At 41.6% G+C, this 21,635-nt stretch carries 21 protein-coding genes; 4 read left to right on the top strand and 17 right to left on the bottom strand.

The annotated features are described in order from the left end of the window. Nucleotides 1–172: 172 nt before the first annotated feature. A complete protein-coding gene (locus NAF01_RS06840; RefSeq protein ID WP_250802002.1) occupies nt 173–2,158 on the bottom strand; it encodes a S9 family peptidase in 1,986 nt (661 codons plus the stop codon). Between the two features lie 230 nt (nt 2,159–2,388). On the opposite strand from NAF01_RS06840, the gene NAF01_RS06835 reads away from it, so the two are divergent. Beyond that, nucleotides 2,389–2,778, top strand: a complete 390-nt coding sequence (locus tag NAF01_RS06835) for a YhjD family protein (RefSeq protein ID WP_076261187.1) — start codon at nt 2,389–2,391, stop codon at nt 2,776–2,778. Nucleotides 2,779–2,881: 103 nt separating this feature from the next. Here NAF01_RS06835 and NAF01_RS06830 read toward each other — a convergent pair whose 3' ends face one another. Further along, nucleotides 2,882–3,436: a competence protein ComK gene (locus NAF01_RS06830; RefSeq protein ID WP_248346632.1), complete on the bottom strand. Its 555-nt coding sequence runs from the start codon at nt 3,434–3,436 to the stop codon at nt 2,882–2,884. A gap of 198 nt (nt 3,437–3,634) precedes the next feature. Between NAF01_RS06830 and NAF01_RS06825 the strand changes: the two genes are divergently transcribed. Both NAF01_RS06825 and NAF01_RS06820 read left to right on the top strand, forming a co-directional pair. After that, entirely contained in the window at nt 3,635–3,871 is a 237-nt protein-coding gene (locus tag NAF01_RS06825; protein ID WP_250802001.1) for an IDEAL domain-containing protein, read from the top strand. Between the two features lie 62 nt (nt 3,872–3,933). After that, nucleotides 3,934–4,578, top strand: a complete 645-nt coding sequence (locus tag NAF01_RS06820) for a Type 1 glutamine amidotransferase-like domain-containing protein (protein WP_163143206.1) — start codon at nt 3,934–3,936, stop codon at nt 4,576–4,578. 46 nt (nt 4,579–4,624) lie between these two features. On the opposite strand, the gene NAF01_RS06815 is transcribed toward NAF01_RS06820, so the two are convergent. The 10 genes from NAF01_RS06815 to NAF01_RS06770 form a co-directional block, all read right to left on the bottom strand. After that, a complete protein-coding gene (locus tag NAF01_RS06815; RefSeq protein ID WP_048010685.1) occupies nt 4,625–5,917 on the bottom strand; it encodes a M48 family metallopeptidase in 1,293 nt (430 codons plus the stop codon). Between the two features lie 163 nt (nt 5,918–6,080). Continuing rightward, nucleotides 6,081–6,386, bottom strand: coding sequence for an AzlD domain-containing protein (locus tag NAF01_RS06810; RefSeq protein ID WP_009331384.1), 306 nt, complete (start codon nt 6,384–6,386; stop codon nt 6,081–6,083). After that, the gene (locus NAF01_RS06805) at nt 6,379–7,107 is read right to left on the bottom strand and encodes an AzlC family ABC transporter permease (RefSeq protein ID WP_048010686.1); all 729 of its coding nucleotides are present in this window, start codon (nt 7,105–7,107) and stop codon (nt 6,379–6,381) included. Before NAF01_RS06805 ends, NAF01_RS06810 begins: the two co-directional genes overlap by 8 nt. Before the next feature lie 154 nt (nt 7,108–7,261). After that, on the bottom strand, nt 7,262–8,056 hold the full coding sequence (locus tag NAF01_RS06800; protein ID WP_250802000.1) for an ABC transporter ATP-binding protein: 795 nt from the start codon (nt 8,054–8,056) through the stop codon (nt 7,262–7,264). Further along, entirely contained in the window at nt 8,031–9,053 is a 1,023-nt protein-coding gene (locus NAF01_RS06795; RefSeq protein ID WP_197214603.1) for an ABC transporter permease, read from the bottom strand. Before NAF01_RS06795 ends, NAF01_RS06800 begins: the two co-directional genes overlap by 26 nt. A 45-nt stretch (nt 9,054–9,098) precedes the next feature. Then, nucleotides 9,099–10,109 carry an ABC transporter substrate-binding protein gene (locus tag NAF01_RS06790; protein ID WP_250801999.1) on the bottom strand — a complete coding sequence of 337 codons (1,011 nt, stop codon included), beginning with the start codon at nt 10,107–10,109 and terminating at the stop codon, nt 9,099–9,101. Between the two features lie 188 nt (nt 10,110–10,297). Then, nucleotides 10,298–11,074 (bottom strand): enoyl-CoA hydratase-related protein, encoded by a 777-nt coding sequence (locus tag NAF01_RS06785; protein WP_048010691.1) that lies wholly within the window; start codon nt 11,072–11,074, stop codon nt 10,298–10,300. A gap of 125 nt (nt 11,075–11,199) precedes the next feature. Continuing rightward, on the bottom strand, nt 11,200–12,756 hold the full coding sequence (locus tag NAF01_RS06780; RefSeq protein ID WP_250801998.1) for a fatty acid--CoA ligase family protein: 1,557 nt from the start codon (nt 12,754–12,756) through the stop codon (nt 11,200–11,202). A 193-nt stretch (nt 12,757–12,949) separates the two neighbouring features. Continuing rightward, nucleotides 12,950–13,939 carry a lipoate--protein ligase gene (locus NAF01_RS06775; RefSeq protein ID WP_197214601.1) on the bottom strand — a complete coding sequence of 330 codons (990 nt, stop codon included), beginning with the start codon at nt 13,937–13,939 and terminating at the stop codon, nt 12,950–12,952. A gap of 12 nt (nt 13,940–13,951) precedes the next feature. After that, nucleotides 13,952–14,686 (bottom strand): MBL fold metallo-hydrolase, encoded by a 735-nt coding sequence (locus NAF01_RS06770; protein ID WP_048010694.1) that lies wholly within the window; start codon nt 14,684–14,686, stop codon nt 13,952–13,954. A gap of 187 nt (nt 14,687–14,873) precedes the next feature. Here NAF01_RS06770 and yhfH point away from each other — a divergent pair, with 187 nt between their 5' ends. Next, entirely contained in the window at nt 14,874–15,008 is a 135-nt protein-coding gene (yhfH, locus tag NAF01_RS06765; RefSeq protein WP_076261153.1) for a protein YhfH, read from the top strand. Between the two features lie 53 nt (nt 15,009–15,061). On the opposite strand, the gene NAF01_RS06760 is transcribed toward yhfH, so the two are convergent. The 5 genes from NAF01_RS06760 to hemE form a co-directional block, all read right to left on the bottom strand. Next, nucleotides 15,062–17,230, bottom strand: coding sequence for a YhgE/Pip family protein (locus NAF01_RS06760; RefSeq protein WP_250801997.1), 2,169 nt, complete (start codon nt 17,228–17,230; stop codon nt 15,062–15,064). Nucleotides 17,231–17,302: 72 nt separating this feature from the next. Continuing rightward, the gene (locus NAF01_RS06755) at nt 17,303–17,875 is read right to left on the bottom strand and encodes a TetR/AcrR family transcriptional regulator (protein WP_035327005.1); all 573 of its coding nucleotides are present in this window, start codon (nt 17,873–17,875) and stop codon (nt 17,303–17,305) included. 113 nt (nt 17,876–17,988) lie between these two features. Further along, on the bottom strand, nt 17,989–19,428 hold the full coding sequence (gene hemY, locus NAF01_RS06750; RefSeq protein ID WP_197214597.1) for a protoporphyrinogen oxidase: 1,440 nt from the start codon (nt 19,426–19,428) through the stop codon (nt 17,989–17,991). 78 nt (nt 19,429–19,506) lie between these two features. Then, nucleotides 19,507–20,439 (bottom strand): ferrochelatase, encoded by a 933-nt coding sequence (hemH, locus tag NAF01_RS06745; RefSeq protein WP_163143232.1) that lies wholly within the window; start codon nt 20,437–20,439, stop codon nt 19,507–19,509. Nucleotides 20,440–20,559: 120 nt separating this feature from the next. Then, nucleotides 20,560–21,606, bottom strand: coding sequence for a uroporphyrinogen decarboxylase (gene hemE, locus NAF01_RS06740; RefSeq protein ID WP_250801996.1), 1,047 nt, complete (start codon nt 21,604–21,606; stop codon nt 20,560–20,562). Nucleotides 21,607–21,635 lie beyond the last annotated feature (29 nt).

Here is a 21,635-nt window from a genome sequence, read left to right as displayed (position 1 = left end):
TAGCTATGCTGGTATATCCTGTATACCTTATATTTTGCAGATGAATTGAATTCTTTGCAATTTATTTTAAATGGTTTCTTGCATAAAAAATGACAACATTTATATCGGCAAGTTTTGTGTTCCTTTACAGCCTTATGAAAAAACCGCAAACCCGAAGGTCTGCGGTTTTATCTTAGAGATATTCATCAAACCAGCCGGCTATGTAGTTTAGGCGGCTGATTCGCAAATTCGGTTTTCCGCTTCTTGAAAGCTCGTGATTGGCTTCAGGGAACCGGACAAATTTTGCTGTTTTCTTCTGATGCTTTAAGGAAATGAATAATTGCTCTGCCTGTTCAATTGGACAGCGATAGTCTTTTTCACTGTGCAGAATCAGGAGTGGTGTATTTATATCATTCACATAAGCAAGCGGAGAGTGTTTCCATAGTTTTTCTATATCATTCATATCACTCTTGATTTGCCAATCAGTAAAATAGTAGCCGATATCACTTACTCCATAAAAGCTGATCCAGTTGGAAATGGAGCGCTGGGTGACAGCTGCCTTGAACCGGCTGGTGTGTCCAATAATCCAGTTGGTCATAAAGCCTCCATAGCTTCCTCCTGTTACGCCAAGCCTTTCTTTATCGATGAAATCGAAGTTTTCGAGCGCGTAATCGACCGCATCCATAATATCCTCATAATCCTTGCCCCCGTAATCTCCTCTGACAGCGTCTACAAAATGCTGGCCATATCCATGGCTTCCCCGCGGGTTGATAAACAATACCGCATAGCCTTTTGCAGCAAGGCATTGGAATTCATGGAAATAAGAATTGGCATACATAGCATGAGGACCGCCATGGATTTCAAGCACAAGCGGTGCTTTTTGGCCCTCTTTTAGATGGACTGGTTTCATGATCCAGCCATGGAGGTCCCACTCATCCGAAGATTTAAACTGAATGGGCTCTGCATCTGCCAGCTCCACTCCGCTCAGGAACTCTTCATTGACTTTTGTCAGCTGTTTTAATTCCCCTGTCGGAACATCAAGTAAAAATAACTCCCCGGGAGATGACGGTCTGCTGATGGCTACAACCGCTTTATTGATAGTTCCGCCTGTAGTCAGTCCATATACATGCTGCTGATCCAGCAGGGCAGGATATAATTCCCCATCTAAAGAGCCATAATAAACAACTGTATTGCCATGATCAGTTGCCAGTAAATAGAAGCTTCTGCTGTCCTCTGCCCAAAGAATTCCCGGTGTTACTGCACCCTGCTGGAAATCTCCGATGGCATAATCACCAGCCAAAATGTCTGATTCTGCAGTCAGGCACTGCAGATCTTCAAATTCCAGGTTATACACCCATACTTTGGTATGCGTAGCATTTTCGTATTCCCTTTCATGCCCGAACAATCCTATGTATTTTCCATCCGGTGACCATGCAGCGCTTCCGAAATAACCTTTTCCATTTGTAATCTTTTTCATGTCTTTTGTTTCAAGATGAATGATATACACATCGCTTAGAAAAGAAAAATCCTTATCTTCACTCAAATCTGCCGAAACAGCAACCCATTTCCCATCTGGAGACCAGTCCTGCAATTGGAAATCATGTTCTCCGGTTGTCAGCTGCTCCATCTCGCCAGTTTCTATATCTATTAAGGCAACCTGGCTGTACCTTCCGTTCCAAAAACCCTGGGCGTCAGATTTGTGTTTCATTTTTTCAATTTCAATCGGTATTGGCTTTTCTTCCTTTTTTTCCTGATTTTCTAGTGTTTCTGCGTCTTCACCCGGTTTCATTGAAAGATTGAAGGCAAGTTTCTTTCCATCAGGGGACCAGACAGGATTTGAAGCACCATTTGCACAATGTGTCAGCTGTCTGGCTTCTCCGCCTGCTTTGCTCATTACATAAATCTGTGACTTCCCGCCTCTGTCTGATACAAATGCAATTAACTCCCCATCTGGAGACCAGCGGGGTGAATGATTGCGGTGTTTGCCATAAGTCCACTGAACAGGCTTATTGCTTTTTGCAGTATTTATGTAAAAAACATTTGAACTATATGTATTTTCTTCTTCAAGCATTTTGGTCTCGACAAAAGCCAAATCAGATCCATTCCTGGAAAGCTGCGGATCAGCTACAGATTTTAAATGATAAAGGTCTTCTGGTTTAATTGTTCTTTTTTGCGTCATTTATTTCATCCTTCCTAACTGTGTGTTCTACTTATTTCGACATCAGAAATAAAATCCCTTCCCAATTAGCTTCAGACTGAAACTTTTTTTCATTATTGGAAATGATGAAGTATAACAGTATTTCGACAAATATAGGCTCTTGCAAGATAAAACATTCCTTTGTAAAATTAGATAAGAACATACGTTCTTGCGCTAGGCAGGATACTATTATTTAAGGGGAGCAGAACAATATGACCAGAATTCCTGAGGAAGACCGTAATATCATGGAACAGGCTATTTATCTGCCAATGGTGCTGACGGTTTTAAATCGCGACTCCATTGTCATTAATAAAAGCCCGTTTAAACTAAAACAGCCTTATCTTGATTTGGTTGAAGAAACAATGAAGGTCATTCAAAGTGAACTCTCTGAGGTAAAACGCTATATGAATAAAAACCAGCTAAAGGTACAGGAAATAAAGAGGGATGAGGCATTTACTATGTTTATGTTCCTGTACAAAGGATATGAGGAACATCATAATTATTTTAATCCCCGAATCCGCAATAAAGTTCAGGAGCTAATGACGTATTATCTTATTAAAAAACCTTTGCCGGGACCAGGAAAAAATCGGAAAGCCAATTAATTTTTGTATAAGAAAGCCTGCATCTAATAAGGTAATATACTACGGAAAATAGAAGCATGAAACTCCGCATGCTTCTTGGTTATCCTTCAATTCCAGCCCTTTTCTATTGGTAGGCTCCTTTTCTCTCCGAAGCATTCATTATTTTGGAACCATTCGCATAGTAAAGTGACTTTCTCTCTGAATCTTCTATCCTTTTTGTCAATGTCGTTTTCAGCAGTGCTGTTCTGAGCACCTGGTTATTCAGAGTCGTATATGAGACTGGAATTATAAAGCTTTGTTTGTTCTTAAAAACTACCTGGGTTTGTGCGTTCTCCGCTCGCTTGAAGTAATTTATGTGATCCAATGCAATCCACATACATTCCGGATTGCTTGGAGAGGCTGTCGGGAAAAAATAAATGAAATTTGTGGGGTCAATCGTTATCGGAGCTTTATGGGTAAAGCCGGTTAATTGGCGTGTACCCTCTTTTCTTCCTTCATAGCTTGATCCAAAATATTTACAGCTGCTTTTAATAATTTCAATCGGCTTAAAGGGAGAAGTTACTTCCTCATCAAGCTCCCAGATTTGCGAATAGACTTTTATCCCATAAGAGAGAGGTTTAATAATCATCGTATTTGGATTGATTTCATATTCTTCAATTATTTGAATATTTTGGGTCATACATTTTCATCTCCTTTTCTATTTCGTGCTCGCTTTTCCATATTAACACCAATTTATCTAAAAATTACTAATTTATTCAATAGTTTCTAAATTGTTCACATTTTAGACATCCGGAAAATATTTTCTAAAAATTTAAAAAATTAGTTGATTATTCAGAAGCAATTCCATATAATATTAAAAAGCTCAGGGGTGGTTTCCATGAAGGAAAAATCATACACCGACTTAATGAAAACGAGTGGATCTAAGCGGAAAAATCTTAAGGAATCTTATGTACTGGATCTTTACCTTGATATGCTTATTTCCGAAATACTGCTGAATAATGAAAGAGAAAAGCTGATGAAAAAAATAGACGCAGCGATTGATGAAGGAAATAAACCGGCATTTATGCATTTTTCGAAGCAATACAAAGACCTTTCCAAGCGTTTTGGCACATAAAAAGCAGTTTGCCCCCGCCAATCAGCGGGGTATTTTATTTTTAGTCAGAAAGGCGAGGAATAATGAACAGCAGGCATTTATTTTTAATGGGCGGAAGCCCTCCATTTGGGCAAAGGTTAGGAAGAATGTTTACAGAGCTTGCCTGCGGCTCGGATGGCAAAATAGCTATACTCTTTTTGGAAAGGGAAGGCTGGGAGATGTATATGAAGAAGTATACTTCTGCCTTAATTTCTTATGGAGCCAGGAGTTTCTGCTATCTCCCGCTTTCCCCTGACCCAGCAGAATCTTACCTTCAAGAATTAATGTCCTGTTCCGGCATCATTATTGGAGGGGGTAACACAGAAAATTACAGAAAATTCATTGTTGATAGTGAAACCGGAGAATGCATTAGAAGGATGTACATGAATGGTATTCCTGTAGCAGGCTTTTCGGCAGGCGCCCTGATCATCCCGGAACATTGCATCATTCCCCCTATTGATACACCTAAAAGACAGCACCTCTTTTTGAAAGGGCTCGGGTTAATCAGGGGTTGCGCCATCAGTGTCCATTTTACCAAGTGGAATGAACGGGAAAATCTAAAGGCAGCGGCAGGAAAAGTCAATGCAGCGACTGGTTATGGAATTGACGATGATGCAGGCGTCTATTTTCACAATGAAATTCAGGCTGACGATGAAGGAAGCATACATATTTATAAAAATGGAATTTAAAAAAAGCAAGCCGATTGGCCTGCTTTTTTAGTTATAATGAAGCAACTCATTCCTCTGTCTGCTTCCGTTCTTTCTGCCTCTGTTCCATTTCAAATTCTTCCAGCATAGAAATGCGCTCAAGCATCGTTGGATGCCCATATCGGAATACTTTCACAAGAAGCGGCGGATTTACCTGGCTTAAACCGGCACGTGTCAGCTCCTGAAATGTTTCTATTGCGGCTTTTGAATCCTTTGTCATTTCAATGGCATAGCGGTCTGCCCTTGTTTCCTGATACCGTGAAACAAGATTGGATAGAGGGCTTGAAATAAAGAGCAGCATTGAAAGAATCATCAAAAAAAGCGGCAGGGAACGTATGTCATTTACTGCAGGAATTTTTAGCGCTCTTCCCCATTTATCTACTGCTTTTTCCATTAATTTAGCAGTCAAATACAGCCCCAGCAGAGAAAGCAGCAAGTATCCTCCAATTCCGATGTAAATATGCTTCTCCACGTAGTGGGCCATTTCATGTGCCATTATAAACAGAATTTGGTCTTCAGTTAATTTATTTAGAGTTGTGTCCCAAAGAACAATTCTTGAATTTGAGCCGATCCCTGTTACATATGCATTCAGCGCATTCGTTTTCTCGGCCATATCGACCTCAAAGACATGTTCAGCCGGTATTTTAGCCTGATTGGCCAAATCAAGAATTTTCGTTTCAAGCTGTTTATCTTTTAAAGGATAAAAATCATTATACAGAGGGTCAATGACAACCGGCTGCAGAAACATCATAAATAAGGTAAATGGAACTGATAATAGCCATGCGTAAAGCCACCATCTTTTCCTGCTCTTATTAATCAGCCAGTAAAGAACAGACACGATAAGAAGCATCATTCCATAATTAACCCAAAAATCAATGAGTTCATCCTTCATCCACCCACTGAAGCTCTGAGTGGAGATATTATACGTTTTTGAAAGCGAAAAGCTGATATAGCTTAATGGCATCGTAGCAATAAAGGCGAAAAAAGAAAGCCAAATCAAATAGATTGCCGTTTGCAGGAATTTGTATGGCGCAGTCTGTTCCGCCCATTTTTTAAAAGCCTTTGATAAGCCAAATAAAAGAATAAATAAATAAAATATCCATTCAAAAGGTGTAGAAATAAAAAACAGCAGGTTTCTTATTTTAGAATATTCCTCACTGAGCATCAGTTCCCTGCCGTTCAGGAAAGTTGCCGGATCTGCCCGTGACCCTTCATACTCAAAGGGCAGACTGGCATCAGCAAAATAGAATAGATACCAATAAAAAAATAAACCGTATACGAAAAAGGCCAGAGCCCCATAAAAACCTAATTTCCGCGCCATCCAATTCCCCTCCTATGGTACAACCTTTCTATATTTAGTTTAGTATAAAAATCTGTAAATAGAACTCAATTGATGGGACAATCATTTCTTTCTATTCCAGCTGTTCTATTGAAAAAGCCGGTTCAAGAAGGAACCGGCTAAAGAACATCCATCATTATCTTTTCTAAAATAAAAAAGAATATACAGATAACACAGCTATTGATCCCAGTACAACGACAATTACATTTGCACCTAAAAAGGCTGCCAGAAAAGCAGCAGCTGCACCGAGCAGACCAAACCAAATATCTTCATTTATAAAAAGAATACCCGGAAAAATGAGTGCCCCTAATGTCGCATAAGGCACATTCTTTAATATCCCCTGAACAAAGCCGGGAAGCTCCTTCCCCTTAAAAAGCACAAAAGGCAGCAGCCTTGGGATATAAGTAACTGCTGCCATCCCAACAATCATCCACACAATATGGCTACTCATGCTCCTGCCCCCTGTCCCTGTTTTTTACACTTTCTATCCATTCCACTATTACAGCAGATAAAAGCGTGGCCGATACAATTGCCCAGCCTGTCGATAGCGTATTAGTCAAAGTGAAAATCGTGTTAAAACACGCTGCAAGTGCGGCAAGAAAAACAACTTTTGCACTTTTTTTCATAGACGGAACAAGAAGGCCGACAAACATGGCATAAAGTGCAACAGACATGCTTTCCTGCAAGGTCTGCGGAAGGCTCGCCCCAATAAGATGCCCAAGCCCCGAACATATGACCCAGCTTGCATAGGAAACCGATATGAGCCCCAGCATATAACCGCTTGTTACCTTTTCTTCACGTACTGCTGCTACTGAAAAGGTTTCATCCGTAATCCCAAATGATAAAATCACCTTGTTGGCAGCCTGTTCATCGTCCCACTTTTCATTAAGAGAAGTAGACATCAAAAAGTGCCTGATATTCACGATAAAAGTTGTTAAAACAATTTCAAATATGCCTGTTCCCAGTGTAAGCAGGCTCAGGGATATGTACTGTGCTGCCCCGGCAAATACAAGCAAACTCATTAAAACTGTTTCACCTATTGTAAGACCGGTTGTTTTGGCAAGCAGCCCAAATGTTAAAGCAATGGGTGCATATCCTATCGCGATGCTGATTCCCGACTGCACCCCTTTTCTAACTTCACCGGAAGGCTTGCCGACTGCAAGTTCTGCCATGATGCTCACCGCCTAAAAATATAATAAAAGGTTCTAAAAATTATACTATAATAGACTTAAAATTAGAAGAATATGTTATCGTCTTTGAATTTTGATATAATGCCGCTTGAACAAAAAATCCGAACAAGGCAAAAACCTTGTCCGGTCCACAAATCTAAATAAGAATCGCCTTGTCGCTGTTCATTTTCTCCCCACGGATTTTCTGGAATTCCTCCAGCAGTTTTTCCACTGTCAAATCTTTCTTCTCTTCCTCATTTGTTTCAAAAATAATCTGGCCTTTGTCCATCATGATCAGCCTATTTCCCAGGTCAAGCGCCTGCTGCATATTATGGGTTACCATTAATGTGGTAAGATTATATTTTTCCACAATCTCTTTCGTAAGGCTGGTAATTAATTCTGCACGAGCCGGGTCCAAGGCAGCGGTATGTTCGTCCAAAAGTAATATTTTTGGCTCTGTGAAGGTCGCCATCAGCAGGGAGAGCGCCTGCCGTTCTCCGCCTGACAGCAGTCCAACTTTTGCTGAAAGTCTATTTTCCAATCCCAGATTAAGCATTTCCAGGTGACTCTGGAAAAAGTCACGCCGTCTCCTGGAAACCCCTTTCCGAAGTCCGCGCGCCGCAGTTCTCGCATAAGCAATGGCCAGATTTTCCTCTATCGTCATGGAAGGGGCTGTTCCGGCCATCGGATCCTGGAAAACACGTCCAATCAGCCTGGATCTTTTATGTTCCTTCACGAGAGTGACATCCTTTCCATCAACCAGCACTTCTCCCATATCAGGAATCAATTTGCCTGAGATCATGTTCATAAGTGTAGATTTTCCCGCTCCATTACTGCCGATAACCGTCATGAAGTCCCCTGGTTTCAGGTGAAGATCTATTTTGTGTAGAGCTGTTTTTTCATCTGGTGTTCCCTCATTAAACACTTTATGAATCTGATTTAATTGCAGCAAATTGTTCACCACTTTTCCCGTAAGCATTCGTTTTTTTCGCTTCTGCCAATCTCCTGCGCTTTCTCTGCTTCTCCTTCTGCTGCTGAATAAGCTTGGGCAGAATTAGCGCACCAATCACGATTACTGCTGTAATCAGCTTCATATCTCCTGTTTCAAGGAATTCCACTCTCAATGCAAGAGTTACGATAATCCGGTATAGAATGGCTCCTCCGATGACAGCCAATGTAGCTCTGACAATTGTTTTTGCACCGAAAATTGCTTCTCCGATGATTACGGATGCAAGCCCGATGATTATCATCCCGATTCCCATTCCGACATCACTGAATCCGTTATACTGTGCCACTAATGCTCCTGAAAATGCCACCAGTGCGTTTGAAATACCCAAGCCGGCTATCTTCAGGAGGTCTGTATCAGCAGAAAAGCTGCGGATCATCGTCTCATTGTCTCCTGTCGCCCGTATAGCCAATCCAATATCTGTCTTTAAAAAAAGATCAATCAGTACCTTAACAGCAAATGCTAAAACCAGCATAAGCAATAGAATCCCCCAGGTCTTAGGAACAAAACTCATTCCCACCGCTCCGAGCAGGCTTTGGATAGTCTGATCAATTCCAAGTCCCTGCCAGAATGCTGTAATCTTTGTAATAGCCGTTTCCTCAGACAGCAGAGGAACATTTGACTTACCCATAATCCTGAGATTTATAGAGTATAATGCAATCATCATTAATATTCCTGATAAAAGGGCGTTAATTTTTCCTTTTGTATGAAGAAGGCCTGTAAGGCAGCCTGCTGCAAAACCCGCAAGCAATGCTGCCATAGTCGCCAAAAATGGATTGTATCCCCCTGTTATCATGACAGCAGCAACAGATGCACCCGTTACAAAACTTCCATCAACCGTCAGATCGGGGAAATCCAATATTCTGAATGAGAGGTAAACGCCCAGCGCCATTAAGGCATAAATAGCGCCTGCTTCAATGGAGCCAAAGATGGCAGTTGGCATAGTAATCTTCCTTTCTATTAGAAAAGCGCTAATAATTTGCAGACATTACTCCACAAACTCAGCAAGCCCGTTCCATTCATCTTTTAAGTCAATGCCCATTTCTTCTGCAGCCTTTTTATTGATTACCAGCTTTAGGTTCTGCGGATATTGGACAGGCAGTTCGGATGGCTTCTTGCCTTCTTTTAAAATTTTTGCCGCCATTTCCCCGGCTTCATATCCGATATCTTCATAGTCAAATCCGTATGCAGCAAATCCCCCGCGTTTAACAGAATCCAGCTCTCCCACGAAAAGCGGGATATCATTGTCGTTTGAAACTTGAATGACAGATTCCAAAGCGGAAACGACAGTATTATCGGTAATAATATAGATGGCATCTGCTTTTCCGACAAGTGATTCTGCAGCCTGTTTCACTTCAGAAGAATTGGATACGGTAGCTTCGGCCAATTTCATATTTTTACCAGAAAGAGCTTCCTTCACCTTATCAATCTGCACCTCTGAATTTTGTTCTCCTGAATTGTAAATAACACCTACCGTTCCAGCCTCAAATTGCTCATCTATAAATTTAACCATGCTGGGTATCGCATCAGGATGGGTATCTGTTGTACCAGTTATATTTCCTTCAGGTGCATCCAGTGATTTAACTAATTGCGCACCCACTGGATCAGTTACTGAAGTAAATACAATTGGTATATCTTTCGTTGCATTCAGTGCACTTAATGCACTGGGTGTAGAGTTGGCAAAGATCAGGTCCACTCCATCTCCGGCAAAATTATTGGCAATGGATTGATTATTATTCTGGTCCCCCTGAGCAATCTGGACATCGTAGCTTGCTTTAATGCCTGAATCCTCCAATGCCTTTCTAAAGCCCTCCAGCGCCGCATCTAACGAAGGATGTTCGACAATCTGAGTAACTCCTATATTAATTGACTCTCCCTTTTCTTTATCCGAAGAGCCTGCTTCCCCATTTGTACTTTCACTTCCGCAGCCGCTTAGCAGTAAAGTTCCTATAAGGCCTGCCGCAGCTATAGCTTTAAATGTTTTTACTCTCTCTAACATACTGGTTGTCCCCCTCTTATCTCTATCTTTTACTTCAGCACTTTTATGCTTTTATGCTTTTATTCACTAAATTATATAGTCAATAGCTGTACGATTCAAGTGATTTTTTAATAATTTTCAAAAAATTTATTATATTAATAAAGAAACACCGCATTAAATGCTGCGGTGTCTCATATTACTAATTTATTTTATTTCCCTTTAAACTCAGGTTTTCTTTTTTCGGCAAAAGCTGAAAGAGCTTCAACTCTATCTTCCGTTGGAATAATAACTTCGTATGCCTTCCTTTCAATCTGCAGCCCAGTCTGCAAATCAACACCCATTCCATGCTTTACAGCAAATTTAGCCTGCTGAAGGGCAATTGGCCCGTTGTTAAGCATTTGTCCGGCAAACTCAAAGCAATCATGTAATAGATTATCCTTTTCAGTCACTTTAGTAAGGATGCCGTAATTAAGCGCTTCTTCAGAAGTGAGCCTCTTTGCCGTCAATATTAACTCAAGGGCTTTAGCCTGGCCAATCAGTCTTGGAAGCCTCTGTGTGCCTCCTGCACCCGGTATTATGGCTAAGCTTGTTTCTGTAAGTCCCATGGAAGTGCCGGAAACTGCAATGCGGAAGTCGCAGGATAGTGCCAATTCCATCCCGCCTCCGAACGCAAAACCGTTTATGGCAGCGATAGTAGGCTGCGGAAGCTGATCAACCAGGGAGAATACCTCACCTATTTTATATACATTCCTGCGTACTTCCTCATCAGATAATGTCCTGCGCTCTTTAAGATCCGCTCCGACGCTGAATGCTTTTTCTCCAGCCCCTGTAAAAATAACAACACGAACATCCGGACTGGTGCGCAGTTTTTCAACTGATTCCTGGAGCTCCGACAAAGTTTCATAATTAAAAGCATTCATTGCATCAGGGCGGTTAATCGTTACTACCGCAATATGACCTTTTTTTTCGACTGCAATAGAACTCATATGTATCTCTCCTCTTTCTTTTGCTACCTAATAATTCGATAAATTTCGCGAAAACCCTTTCAAATTTAGCAATTCAAATGAAGAATAGAAAAGGACAGACACATGTCATGCCTGCCCTTAAAAGCCTATTTAGCCTGAAGAACCTGATTCTTCAATGCCCTTCGTAAGATTTTGCCAGTTGTATTCTTGGGAAGCTCCTCTAAAAATTCGATCGAAGATGGCACTTTATATCTAGCCAGATGCTCTGCACAGTATGCAAGCAGCAATTCTTCTGTCAGCTGGGGATTATTTGTTACTACATAACACTTTACCGCTTCACCCAGATTCGGGTCAGGCACGCCCAATACAGCAGCTTCTACGACCTCCCTGTGATTATAGAGCACCTCTTCTACTTCCCGCGGATACACATTATAGCCGCCGACTAAAATAAGGTCCTTTTTACGGTCAACGATATAAAAATAGCCTTCCTCATCCCTTTTTGCAAGGTCTCCTGTATGAAGCCAGCCATCACGGATTGTGGCCGCGGTTTCTTCCGGCAGCTTGTAGTACCCCTTCATTACGTTTGGCCCGCGTACGGTCAATTCACCAACTTCGCCAACAGAAACTTCCTCTCCCAATTCATTTACGACTTTATTCTCAACGTTCATAATGGATTGCCCGATCGAGCCTGCTTTACGCGGTTTATCAAGCGGATTGAAGCATGTAACCGGAGAAGCTTCTGAAAGACCGTATCCTTCCGAAACAATGACATTGAATTTTTTCTCAAAACCATGGAGAAGCGCAACCGGCATGGCAGCACCACCTGATATGCACAGCCTTAATGATTTCAGATCTTCCAGATTGCCATCTTCATACTGAAGAAGGAAATTGTACATGGTCGGAACTCCGGCAAAAACAGTAGGTTCATATTTTTTGGCTAGCCTGAAAATCTCTTTCGGGCTGAATTTTGGATCTATTAAAATGGTAGCCCCATTCATCAGAGGTGCATTGAGAGCAACCGTTAAACAGAAAACATGGAACATAGGCAGAGTAGTAATAACCCGGTCATTCTCATTCATGTGTAAATAGTCGCTTACATCCTTTGCATTGCTGTAGAGGTTTTTATGTGTAAGCATGGCACCTTTTGGCTTTCCTGTCGTACCGGATGTATATAGAATAACGGCTGTATCATCTTCTTCGAGTTCAGGGCCCTTAAACCCAATATCTCCTAAAGCAATTAATTGTGTAAACGATTTCATTTTTGAAAAAGCAGATAATGCAGACAGATCCTGTTCTGAAGCTTGTCCCTGGGGTGTATCACAAATAATATAGTTTTCTACCTTTGGAAGCGCCTGATGCATCTTTTCAATTAAAGGCACTAATAGATCAAGCGTGACAACCGCTTTTACATCACCATTATTTACAATGTAGCCGATTTCATCAGGTGTATAAATTGGGTTGATCGGTATAACAGTTGCTCCAAGCCGCAGTGCTCCATGCAGGCCGATGACAAAATGCGGTGAATTCCCCAGTAAAAGAGCAATATGATCCCCTTTTTTCACTCCCAGCTTTGAAAGCCCATCCGCAAATTTGGTTACAGCACCATCAAGCTCCGCGTACGTACTGGACTGATCCATAAAATAATAGGCAGTCTTATCGCCCATCTTAATCGCCGTTTCATGCAGCTGCTCTGTTAAATTCATTTACACTCCCCCTATAATGAATGAATAGTCATTCATTTTTATTAAATAAATTTTCTAAATATATTATATTGAAAGAAATTTTTGTATTCAAGTAGGAAAGCGAATCTTTCACAATTTCTTTTTTTCAGAGTGACTGGCTCGCAAGACTTTATATAAGAATAAGAAAAGCCGGCATTATGCCAGCTTTCTCTCATTAATACACCAGGTTAACGAATTCTTCTTTAGTCACATTTCCGAAGTAATGCTTAATTTCCAATCCTTCAAGAGCCTTTTCAACCTCTGACTTTTCATAGCGAATTCCTGTTAGCTTGTTTTCAATTTCACTTACATCGCCAACCCCAAAGAAGTCCCCATATATTTTGCATCCCTCAATTTTTCCTTTTGTGACATTAAGTCTGATATCAATTTGACCAACTGGAAAGCGATAAGAATGCTGAAGATCAAATTTAGGTGATCTTCCATAATTCCAATCCCAGTTCTGATAGCGCTCCCTGGACAGCTGGTGAATTCTTTCCCAGTCCTCATCCGTAAGCTTGTACTCCGGAATTTCACCTAAATCTCCAAAAATATTCTTTAGAAGCAAAGTGCGAAATTCTTCAATCGTAATTTTTTCGTCCAGGAACTCCGAGATATTAGCAACCCGGCTTCGAATTGATTTAATGCCCTTTGATTCAATTTTATCCTTCTTTACCTTTAGCGCTGAAACGACACTTTCAATTTCGGAATCAAACAAGAGGGTGCCATGGCTAAACATTCTCCCTTTGGTGGAAAACTGGGCATTCCCGGATATTTTTCTGCCTTCTGCCATCAGATCATTCCGGCCGCTTAATTCAGCATTCACACCAAGCTTCTGCAAAGCTTCTGTAACTGGTTCGGTAAACTTTTGGAAGTTGTGAAAGCTGTCACCATCATCTTTTGTAATAAAACTGAAGTTGAGATTGCCTAAATCATGATAAACGGCCCCTCCTCCAGATAGCCTTCTGACAACATGGATGCCATTATCCTCCACGTATTCCGTATTAATCTCTTCTACTGTATTCTGGTTTTTTCCGATAATAATGGAAGGTTCATTAATATAAAACAGCAAATAGGTTTCTTCAATATCAAGATTCTTTAGTGCATATTCCTCAATAGCAAGATTAATTCTGGGATCTGTGATTCCCTGGTTGTCGATAAAAAGCATCTATTTTCCTCCTTAAAATATATGAGACCATTGGTAATCCGCTATAGAAATAGGACCGGCATATTTAGTCGATGCCTCCTCCTTCAGCTTTCGAAGTTCACCATAATGAGGCAAATGTGTCAGCAGCAGATTATTCACCTTTGCTTTGCTGGCCAATGTTCCAGCATCCAGGCTTGTCATATGCCCCGCATTTTTCCCGTTCTGATGACCATAAAAATTACACTCGCAAACTAATAGATCAGCATTTTCGCTAAATGCCACCAGCTCTTCTTTATAAGAAGTATCTGCCGTGTAAACAAGTGATTTGCCGCCTGCTTCAATTCTCATTGCATAGCATGGCACAGGATGATTGGTTTTCATAAAGCGAATCTGAAATGGTCCTGCTGTGAGAGTGCCTTCAGGATCATAGGCGACTCCTTTTGTAATATCCTTATATGTAAGTTTGGCAAATTCAGGCTGGTCGAAAGAATGTCCATAAATCGGGAGTGCAGCTGTTTTCTTGCCCAGGAAGCCCTGAATGAGCCTTGCATGCTGCAGCACTCCTATATCCGCAATATGATCTGGATGGTAATGCGAGATAATCAGCCCATCTAAGTCTTCTGGCTGAAAAAAATTCTGCATTTTTGAAAGCACGCCGCTTCCGCAGTCTACCAGCAAATGAAATCCTTCATGCTCCAGCAAATACCCGGAACTGGCCCCATCTGCTTTAGGATAACCGCCCCAGCTGCCGATTACAGTTAACTTCATCACAAATTCCCTCCTACTATAACTGGATAACCTGGCTTTCCTATGTCCAATATACTCGATTATGCCTATTTTTTCACTTTTTAAAAATTGTATTGAAACAGATGTTGACATAAAAATACTGTTATAATACAATGAACTTAAATAATCAAACTATTTAGAACAAAAACACAAATTAGGAGGCTTCAACATGATTCAAAACATTATGGAGTTTTTCAGAAACCTGCCGGCAAAACAATGTTCAGAATGCGGGAAGTCGATCGAAGAACAGCATGAATGCTACGGAAACAAGTGTGAAAAATGCATGGGAATGACAGATTTATAGAATAATATATTTAAAGCCAGCCCACACAGGGCTGGCTTTGCTTTTACTTATAATCAATCAGTCTGCTCTGCAGCAGCTGCAAATCTTTTCTTGTGCATGGCAGTAAAGTAAACAAAAGATCCTGCAATGAACAAGGCTCCGAAGCTCAGGAGAATTACCGCATTCTCCCACATAAAATCAAAATTGCCGCTTGAAATGACTGCCTTAAAACCGGAAACAGAATAGGTCATAGGCAAATATGAACTGATTGGCTGAAGGGCATTAGGAATCAGCTCAAGCGGAAAAGTACCGGCACTTGTTGTCAGCTGGAGTATTAAAATAATGATCGCAACAAACCGGCCTGGGTCACCCATGACAGTGACAAAGAATTGAATAAGCGCTATGAAAGTCAGACTGGTTAGGATTGTAAACAGAAGAAACAAAGGTACACTCTGAACTTCCAGGCCAAGTCCCAGCAATAGAATCATCGCTGCAATAAGACCCTGAATAATGCCTATTCCTGCTAGGATTCCGAACTTGCTTGCAAACCAGCTGAATCCTGAGCGCGGAACGCCAGCGGGTTCCCTAAGCGGGAATACAATGGAAAGCAGCAGAGCTCCAACAAAAAGACCAAGAGACAGAAAATATGGTGCAAATCCTGTACCGTAGTTTGGAACTTCTGTAATCTTATCATTATCTATTTCTACCGGATTTGCCATCATGTTATACGTTTTATCGCTGGCATTTACTGATGAAGCATTTTCAGCGCCATCAGCTAATTTATTTGCTAACTCAGACGATCCTTCATAAATTTGTGAATTGCCCTCAGCAACTTTGCCTGCACCAGCTTCAAGCTGCTTCGAGCCGTCTGCAAATGCAGCTGAACCTTGTGTCAGTTTGCCAAGGCCTCCTGACAGATCTGCTGCACCGCCTGCCAGCCTGTCTGCTCCGGCCTGCGCTTCACCAAACTTCTGAGCAAATGTTTCCATTCCTGCATCGAAATCTTTATGGCCCTGTACCAGCTTAAGGGAGCCATTTTCCAGCTCGGCTGTTCCTTGGGCAAGCTGATTTATTCCCTGCTGGAGCTGCTGCTGTCCTGCCTTTAACTGCCCCATTCTTTGGGACAATTCAGCTCCTCCACTAGATAGTTTGCCGGCTGATTCGGCAAGCTGGGCTGATCCGGTCTTCAGCTGTGCAAGTGCAGTCTGAAGCTCAGCCTTTTCAGGAGAACCTTCTGGAAGCTGCGATAAGATGCCCTGCAGCCTTTGTTCTAAAAGAACAGTGCCTCCGCTGAGTTTTTGCGCTTCCGTCTGCCATTGCTCCAGAGATGAAGATAATGAGTTTGCTCCATTTTCAAGCTGTTCGGTTCCATCGATCATAACTGGAAGTTTTTCTTTTACTGTTAAGATTCCTTCTTTTGTTTGTGTAACACCTGCAGAAAGATCTTCACTGCCTGACTTTAGCTGATCAGAAGCATTTCTCAATTCCGATTGGCCTCCTGCAAGTTTGCCTAAACCTTCTGAAAGAGATTTAGCTCCTTCTGCCATTTCCTTAGAACCCTTGCTTGCTGTGCTTACGCCGTTATTGAACTCAATGGATTTATTGGCCAAAAGCTCAAGCTTCTCATGCAGGGTTTTGGAGCCGTCCTTAAGATCAGCTGCTCCTTCACTGATTTGAAGGGCACCATCACTTGCCTGTCCAATGCCATCTGCAAGTTCCCCTACCTTATCAAACATGGTTTCTGCATATGTTTCAGTTACTTTCTCTGACAGTGACGCTTTAATTTTTTCAACAGCCGTCCCGCCAATTTGAGCAGATAAGAAATTGTAGCTCTCATTAGGAACGTAAATCAGATTCATTTTCTGCGGTTTGTCTTCCAGCAGAGTGGTAGCATTCTTGGAAAAATCCTTAGGAATTTCAACCAGCATATAGTATTGCTGATCATTTAGATCCTTATATGCTTCTTCTTTATCAACAAATTGAAAGTTAAAGTCCTTGCTTTCCTTTAAATTATCAACAAGATCATTGCCCAGGTGCAATTCATTTCCTTCCAATACAGCACCGGCATCTTCATTAACGATGGCAACCGGGAGATCATCTAAATGATCGTATGGATCCCAGAATGCCCACAGGAACATTCCACTGTATAAAACCGGAATAAACATGACTGCTATAATTGGAATCAGCAGCTTTTTGTTTTTTATAATGGCTGAAAACTCCTTAAGGAAAAGTTTGTTTTTCACCGTAAATCCCTCCAAATTACTTTTTGACTATTTTTCTCATTTGGTCATTTTTCTGAAAAAATAGAGGACTATCTAGTTCGATAATCCTTTCATAATGTATTGCTCAAACAGAAGAGCTATTTTTTCTTTTTCCAATGGTTCATGACGCTGTTCCCAATCAAAAATAAGTGCAATATAAAGCTTAAGCATGACAAAGGAAGTCAGTTCCGGATCGCATTCCCGGATTTCTCCTCTTTCAATGGCAAGTGTAACTTTATCTTTCACATATTTAATTATCGCATCCTCCACTTTCCCAATTACATCTGTAACAGCAGGAGTTCCCATTTCCTTTGCTTCCTGGAAAAGCTTGATTGTCAGCTGATGCTTCATGCGGAATTCAAGTATTTTATACAATCCCCGATGAACATTTTTGTGAAAGGGCAAAGAAGGATCAAGCGCTTCATCGGCTGCATTTTTCATTTCCGTGATAAGCGTATGGATAATTTCATCAAACAGCTCTTCTTTATTTTTAAAGAAATTATAGATAGTGCCTTTTCCAACATTCGCAAGCTTTGCAACCTGATCCATAGTGGTTGCTTTATAGCCGAAAAGAGAAAATGATTTTGTGGCTGCTTCAAGAATCTGCTGTTTCCGATCTGCTGACATAAACTCACCTCTTCGAAAATGACTAAATGAACAATTTGGTCATTAGTACAAGAAGTAATTTATCATACTCTATTTGAAAAAGCAACCTGAAATGAGGCCAATTTAAAAAGCTGTCACACACGGACAGCTTTTGGCTTGTTGATTTGCAGGTATTCTAATGTATTTCGAACTGCCTCTTCTGCCTGATCTATGCAGTCAGGAACACCAAGACCTTCATACGAACTTCCTGCCAGAAAAATGCCCGGCAGCTCATCCTGCGCCTGTTTCTTTGCCAATCCGACGCGTTCTTTATGTCCAACGGTATACTGAGGCATTGAATCCTTCCATCTTGTTACATAACTAAATTCAGGATTCATATTAATATTCATCGTTTTATTTAAGTCATCAAGCACAACTTTAATAATTTGATCATCTGACAGATCCACAACTGCTTCATCACCGGCTTTGCCAACGTAACAGCGCAGAAGCACTTTTCCTTTTGGGGTAGAATGAGGCCATTTTTTATGTGTCCAGGTACAGGCAGTAATGGTGTAATCACTGTGGCGTGAAACAACAAAACCCGTTCCGTCTATATCCCTTTCAATCGCATCCTCTGGAAAAGCCAGAGCAACAGTTGCCACTGAAGTGGACGGCATTTCTTTAAACTGCTCAAAAAGTCCCCAGCCGGAGAAGATGCTGCACAATGCATGGTGGGGAACAGCCATAACTATGCAATCTGCATTAAGGCTTTCTCCCCCATTTATTTCAACGGTATAGCTTTTGCCATTCTTAATAACCGATTCAATGCGATGGCCTTTCAGCACAGTCCCGGGTTCAAGCTTGCTTTCGAGAGCATCGACAAGTGATTGAAGCCCTGATTTGAAAGTAAGAAACATTCCTTCTTTGCTTTTGCTGTTTCCGGCTTGTTTCGGCTGAGAGCCTGCAGACTTCTTCATTCCCATTATTAAGCTTCTATACTTCTGTTCAACCTGATAAAACTGCGGGAAAGTGGCCATAAGGCTCAATTGATCAATATCGCCTGCATATATGCCAGAGAGAAGCGGTTCAATCAAATTATCGACAACTTCGTCACCAAGCCTTCTTCTGAAAAAGGCACCCAGAGACTGATCTGTGGAAGGATTGGAGCGCGGCAGCACAAAATCTGCCGCAGCTCTTGCCTTTCCTGCAGGAGAGAATAAGCCGGTTGTTATAAAGGGAGCAATTTGTGTCGGGATGCCCATGATGGATCCGCCAGGCATTGGATATAGTCGCTGCCTTACAAGGACATAGGACTTGCCAGAAGTATTTCTCACAAGTTCCTTTTCAAGGCCCGCTTCCCTGGCAAGGCGCGCTGCACTTTGCTTACGGGCCAAAAAGGAGTCTGGCCCTCGTTCGATCACAAAACCGTCTCGTATTATTGTTTGAATCTTGCCGCCAAGGCGATGTGAAGCCTCTATGAGCTTAACGTCCAGAGCCAAGCCCTTTTCTTTAGCTTCCTTCTTCAGATAGTAAGCTGCAGCAAGACCCGTAATTCCTCCTCCAGCAACAATAACTTTCTGTCTCTCTCCCTGCACGGTAAATCGCCTTCTTTTCTATTTTTTTGCATTATCGCAGTCAACAGGCAGTAAGCCCCCACTGAGTGAAGTTTCGCTTTATCTATTCAGCAATTTAAAAATGGCATCTGACATTGCATCAATGAACTCAGGCTGTGAATTCGGCATTTCAGGGCGGTAATAGCTTGCTCCCAGCTCATCAGTGACAACTTTGCATTCATAATCATTATCGTACAGCACTTCAAGATGATCTGACACAAAACCTACTGGTGTGTAAACGAATGCTTTGTAGCCTTTATTCTCATAAAGATCTCTTGTCAAATCCTGTACATCAGGCCCAAGCCATGGCTCAGGTGTGTTTCCTGCACTTTGCCAGCCGACAGCATAGTTTTTGACACCAGCCTGTTCAGCTATGAGGTCAGCTGTTTCCTGCAGCTGAAGCGGATATGGATCCCCTGATTGCAGGATTTTTTCCGGCAAACTATGTGCAGAAACAATTAATACTGCAGAATCTTTTTCTTCAGCAGGCATTTTATCGAAGGTTTCTTTTACCCGATCAGCCCAATATTTAATAAACTTAGGCTCTTTATACCAGCTTTCAACTGACCTTATTTCAAGGCCTCCAAGCTTTTCAGCCTCTTCCTTGGCTCTGCCGTTATATGATTTCACGCTGAAGGTTGAGAAATGAGGCGCAAGAACAATGCTGACAGCTTCCTCAATCCCATCCTCATGCATTTGTTTAACCGCATCTTCTATGAACGGTTCGATATGCTTCAACCCAATATACATTTTGAATTCATACTCGTCCTGAATTTCATTTAAATGCTTTTCAAGTTTTTCAGCCTGATCTTTAGTAATTTCTGCAAGCGGCGATATTCCGCCGATCGCTTCATACCTGCTTCTTAAATCTTCAAGCATTTCCTCAGAAGGCTTTCTTCCTCTGCGGATATGTGTATAGTAACGCTCAATGTCTTCTTCCTTATAGGGAGTTCCATAAGCCATTACAAGTAAACCCATTCTCTTTTTACCCATGTCATCCACCTCAAATTCTGTCTCCAGTTTTTATTGTGCCAAAAAACAAATCGATTACCAAAACTAATGCTCATAGCAATATGCAAGTGCAGCCTGCTATCGCTTTAAGCCAGCCGGAGGCTATTTGCTTAATTTTGAGGCAGAGTATTCGTGAATAAAAGCAGTTAATTTCTTTAATGTATCAGGGTTAACCTCCGGGAAAACACCGTGTCCAAGGTTGAAAATATAACCCGGCTGGGCCATTCCCTGATCAAGAATAGCTTTTGCTTTTTCCTCGATAACCTCCCAAGGTGCAAGGAGAATCGCAGGGTCTAGATTACCCTGAACTGTTTTGGTGATGCCTTTTGCCCTTGCTTCCTGAATCGGAAGTCTCCAATCAAGCCCCACTACATCAAGCGGCAGATCATGCCACTCCAGTGCAAGATGGCTTGCGCCTACACCGAACATGATCAGCGGAACATTCTCTTCTTTCAAGGCAGAGAAAATGCGATTCATTACTGGCTTAATAAAATAGCGGTAATCTTCCACATTCAGGGCACCAACCCATGAATCGAAAATCTGGATGGCTTTTGCACCTGCTTTGACTTGGGACTTCACGTAGGTAATAGTCATTTCTCCAAGCTTATCCATTAACGCAAACCAGGCTTCAGGCTCTGCATACATAAATGCTTTTGTTTTGTTGTAATTCTTTGATGGACCGCCTTCAATAATATAACTTGCAAGAGTAAACGGAGCACCTGCAAAACCGATAAGAGGAACAGTGAGCTGCTCTTGAGTAAGAAGCTTAATAGTATCCAGGACATATGGAACATCCTCTTCCGGATTGATTTCACCAAGCTTTTCTACATCTGCTTTGGAACGGATTGGATTTGATATAACAGGGCCGATTCCTGATTTAATTTCCACATCCACCCCAATGGCTGGAAGCGGTGACATAATGTCTTTATAAAGAATGGCAGCATCATTGTTATACTGCTCAACCGGCAGCCTTGTTACATAAGCACAAAGTTCTGGCTGGTGTGTAATTTCGAATAGGGAGTATTTTTCTTTAATTGCTCTATACTCCGGCTGTGAGCGGCCAGCCTGGCGCATATACCATACAGGAACATGCTCTGTCTGTTCTCCTCTTGCTGCCTTCAGAAATGTATCATTAAATGAGTTCGTCATTAAATTTTATCCACCTTTCAAGTCTTGTC

Source organism: Cytobacillus firmus, assembly GCF_023657595.1.
Taxonomy (GTDB): Bacteria; Bacillota; Bacilli; order Bacillales; family Cytobacillaceae; genus Cytobacillus; species Cytobacillus firmus_B.
The sequence above is the reverse complement of the archived record's forward strand: the minus strand, read 5'-3'. Positions and strand labels throughout refer to the sequence as shown.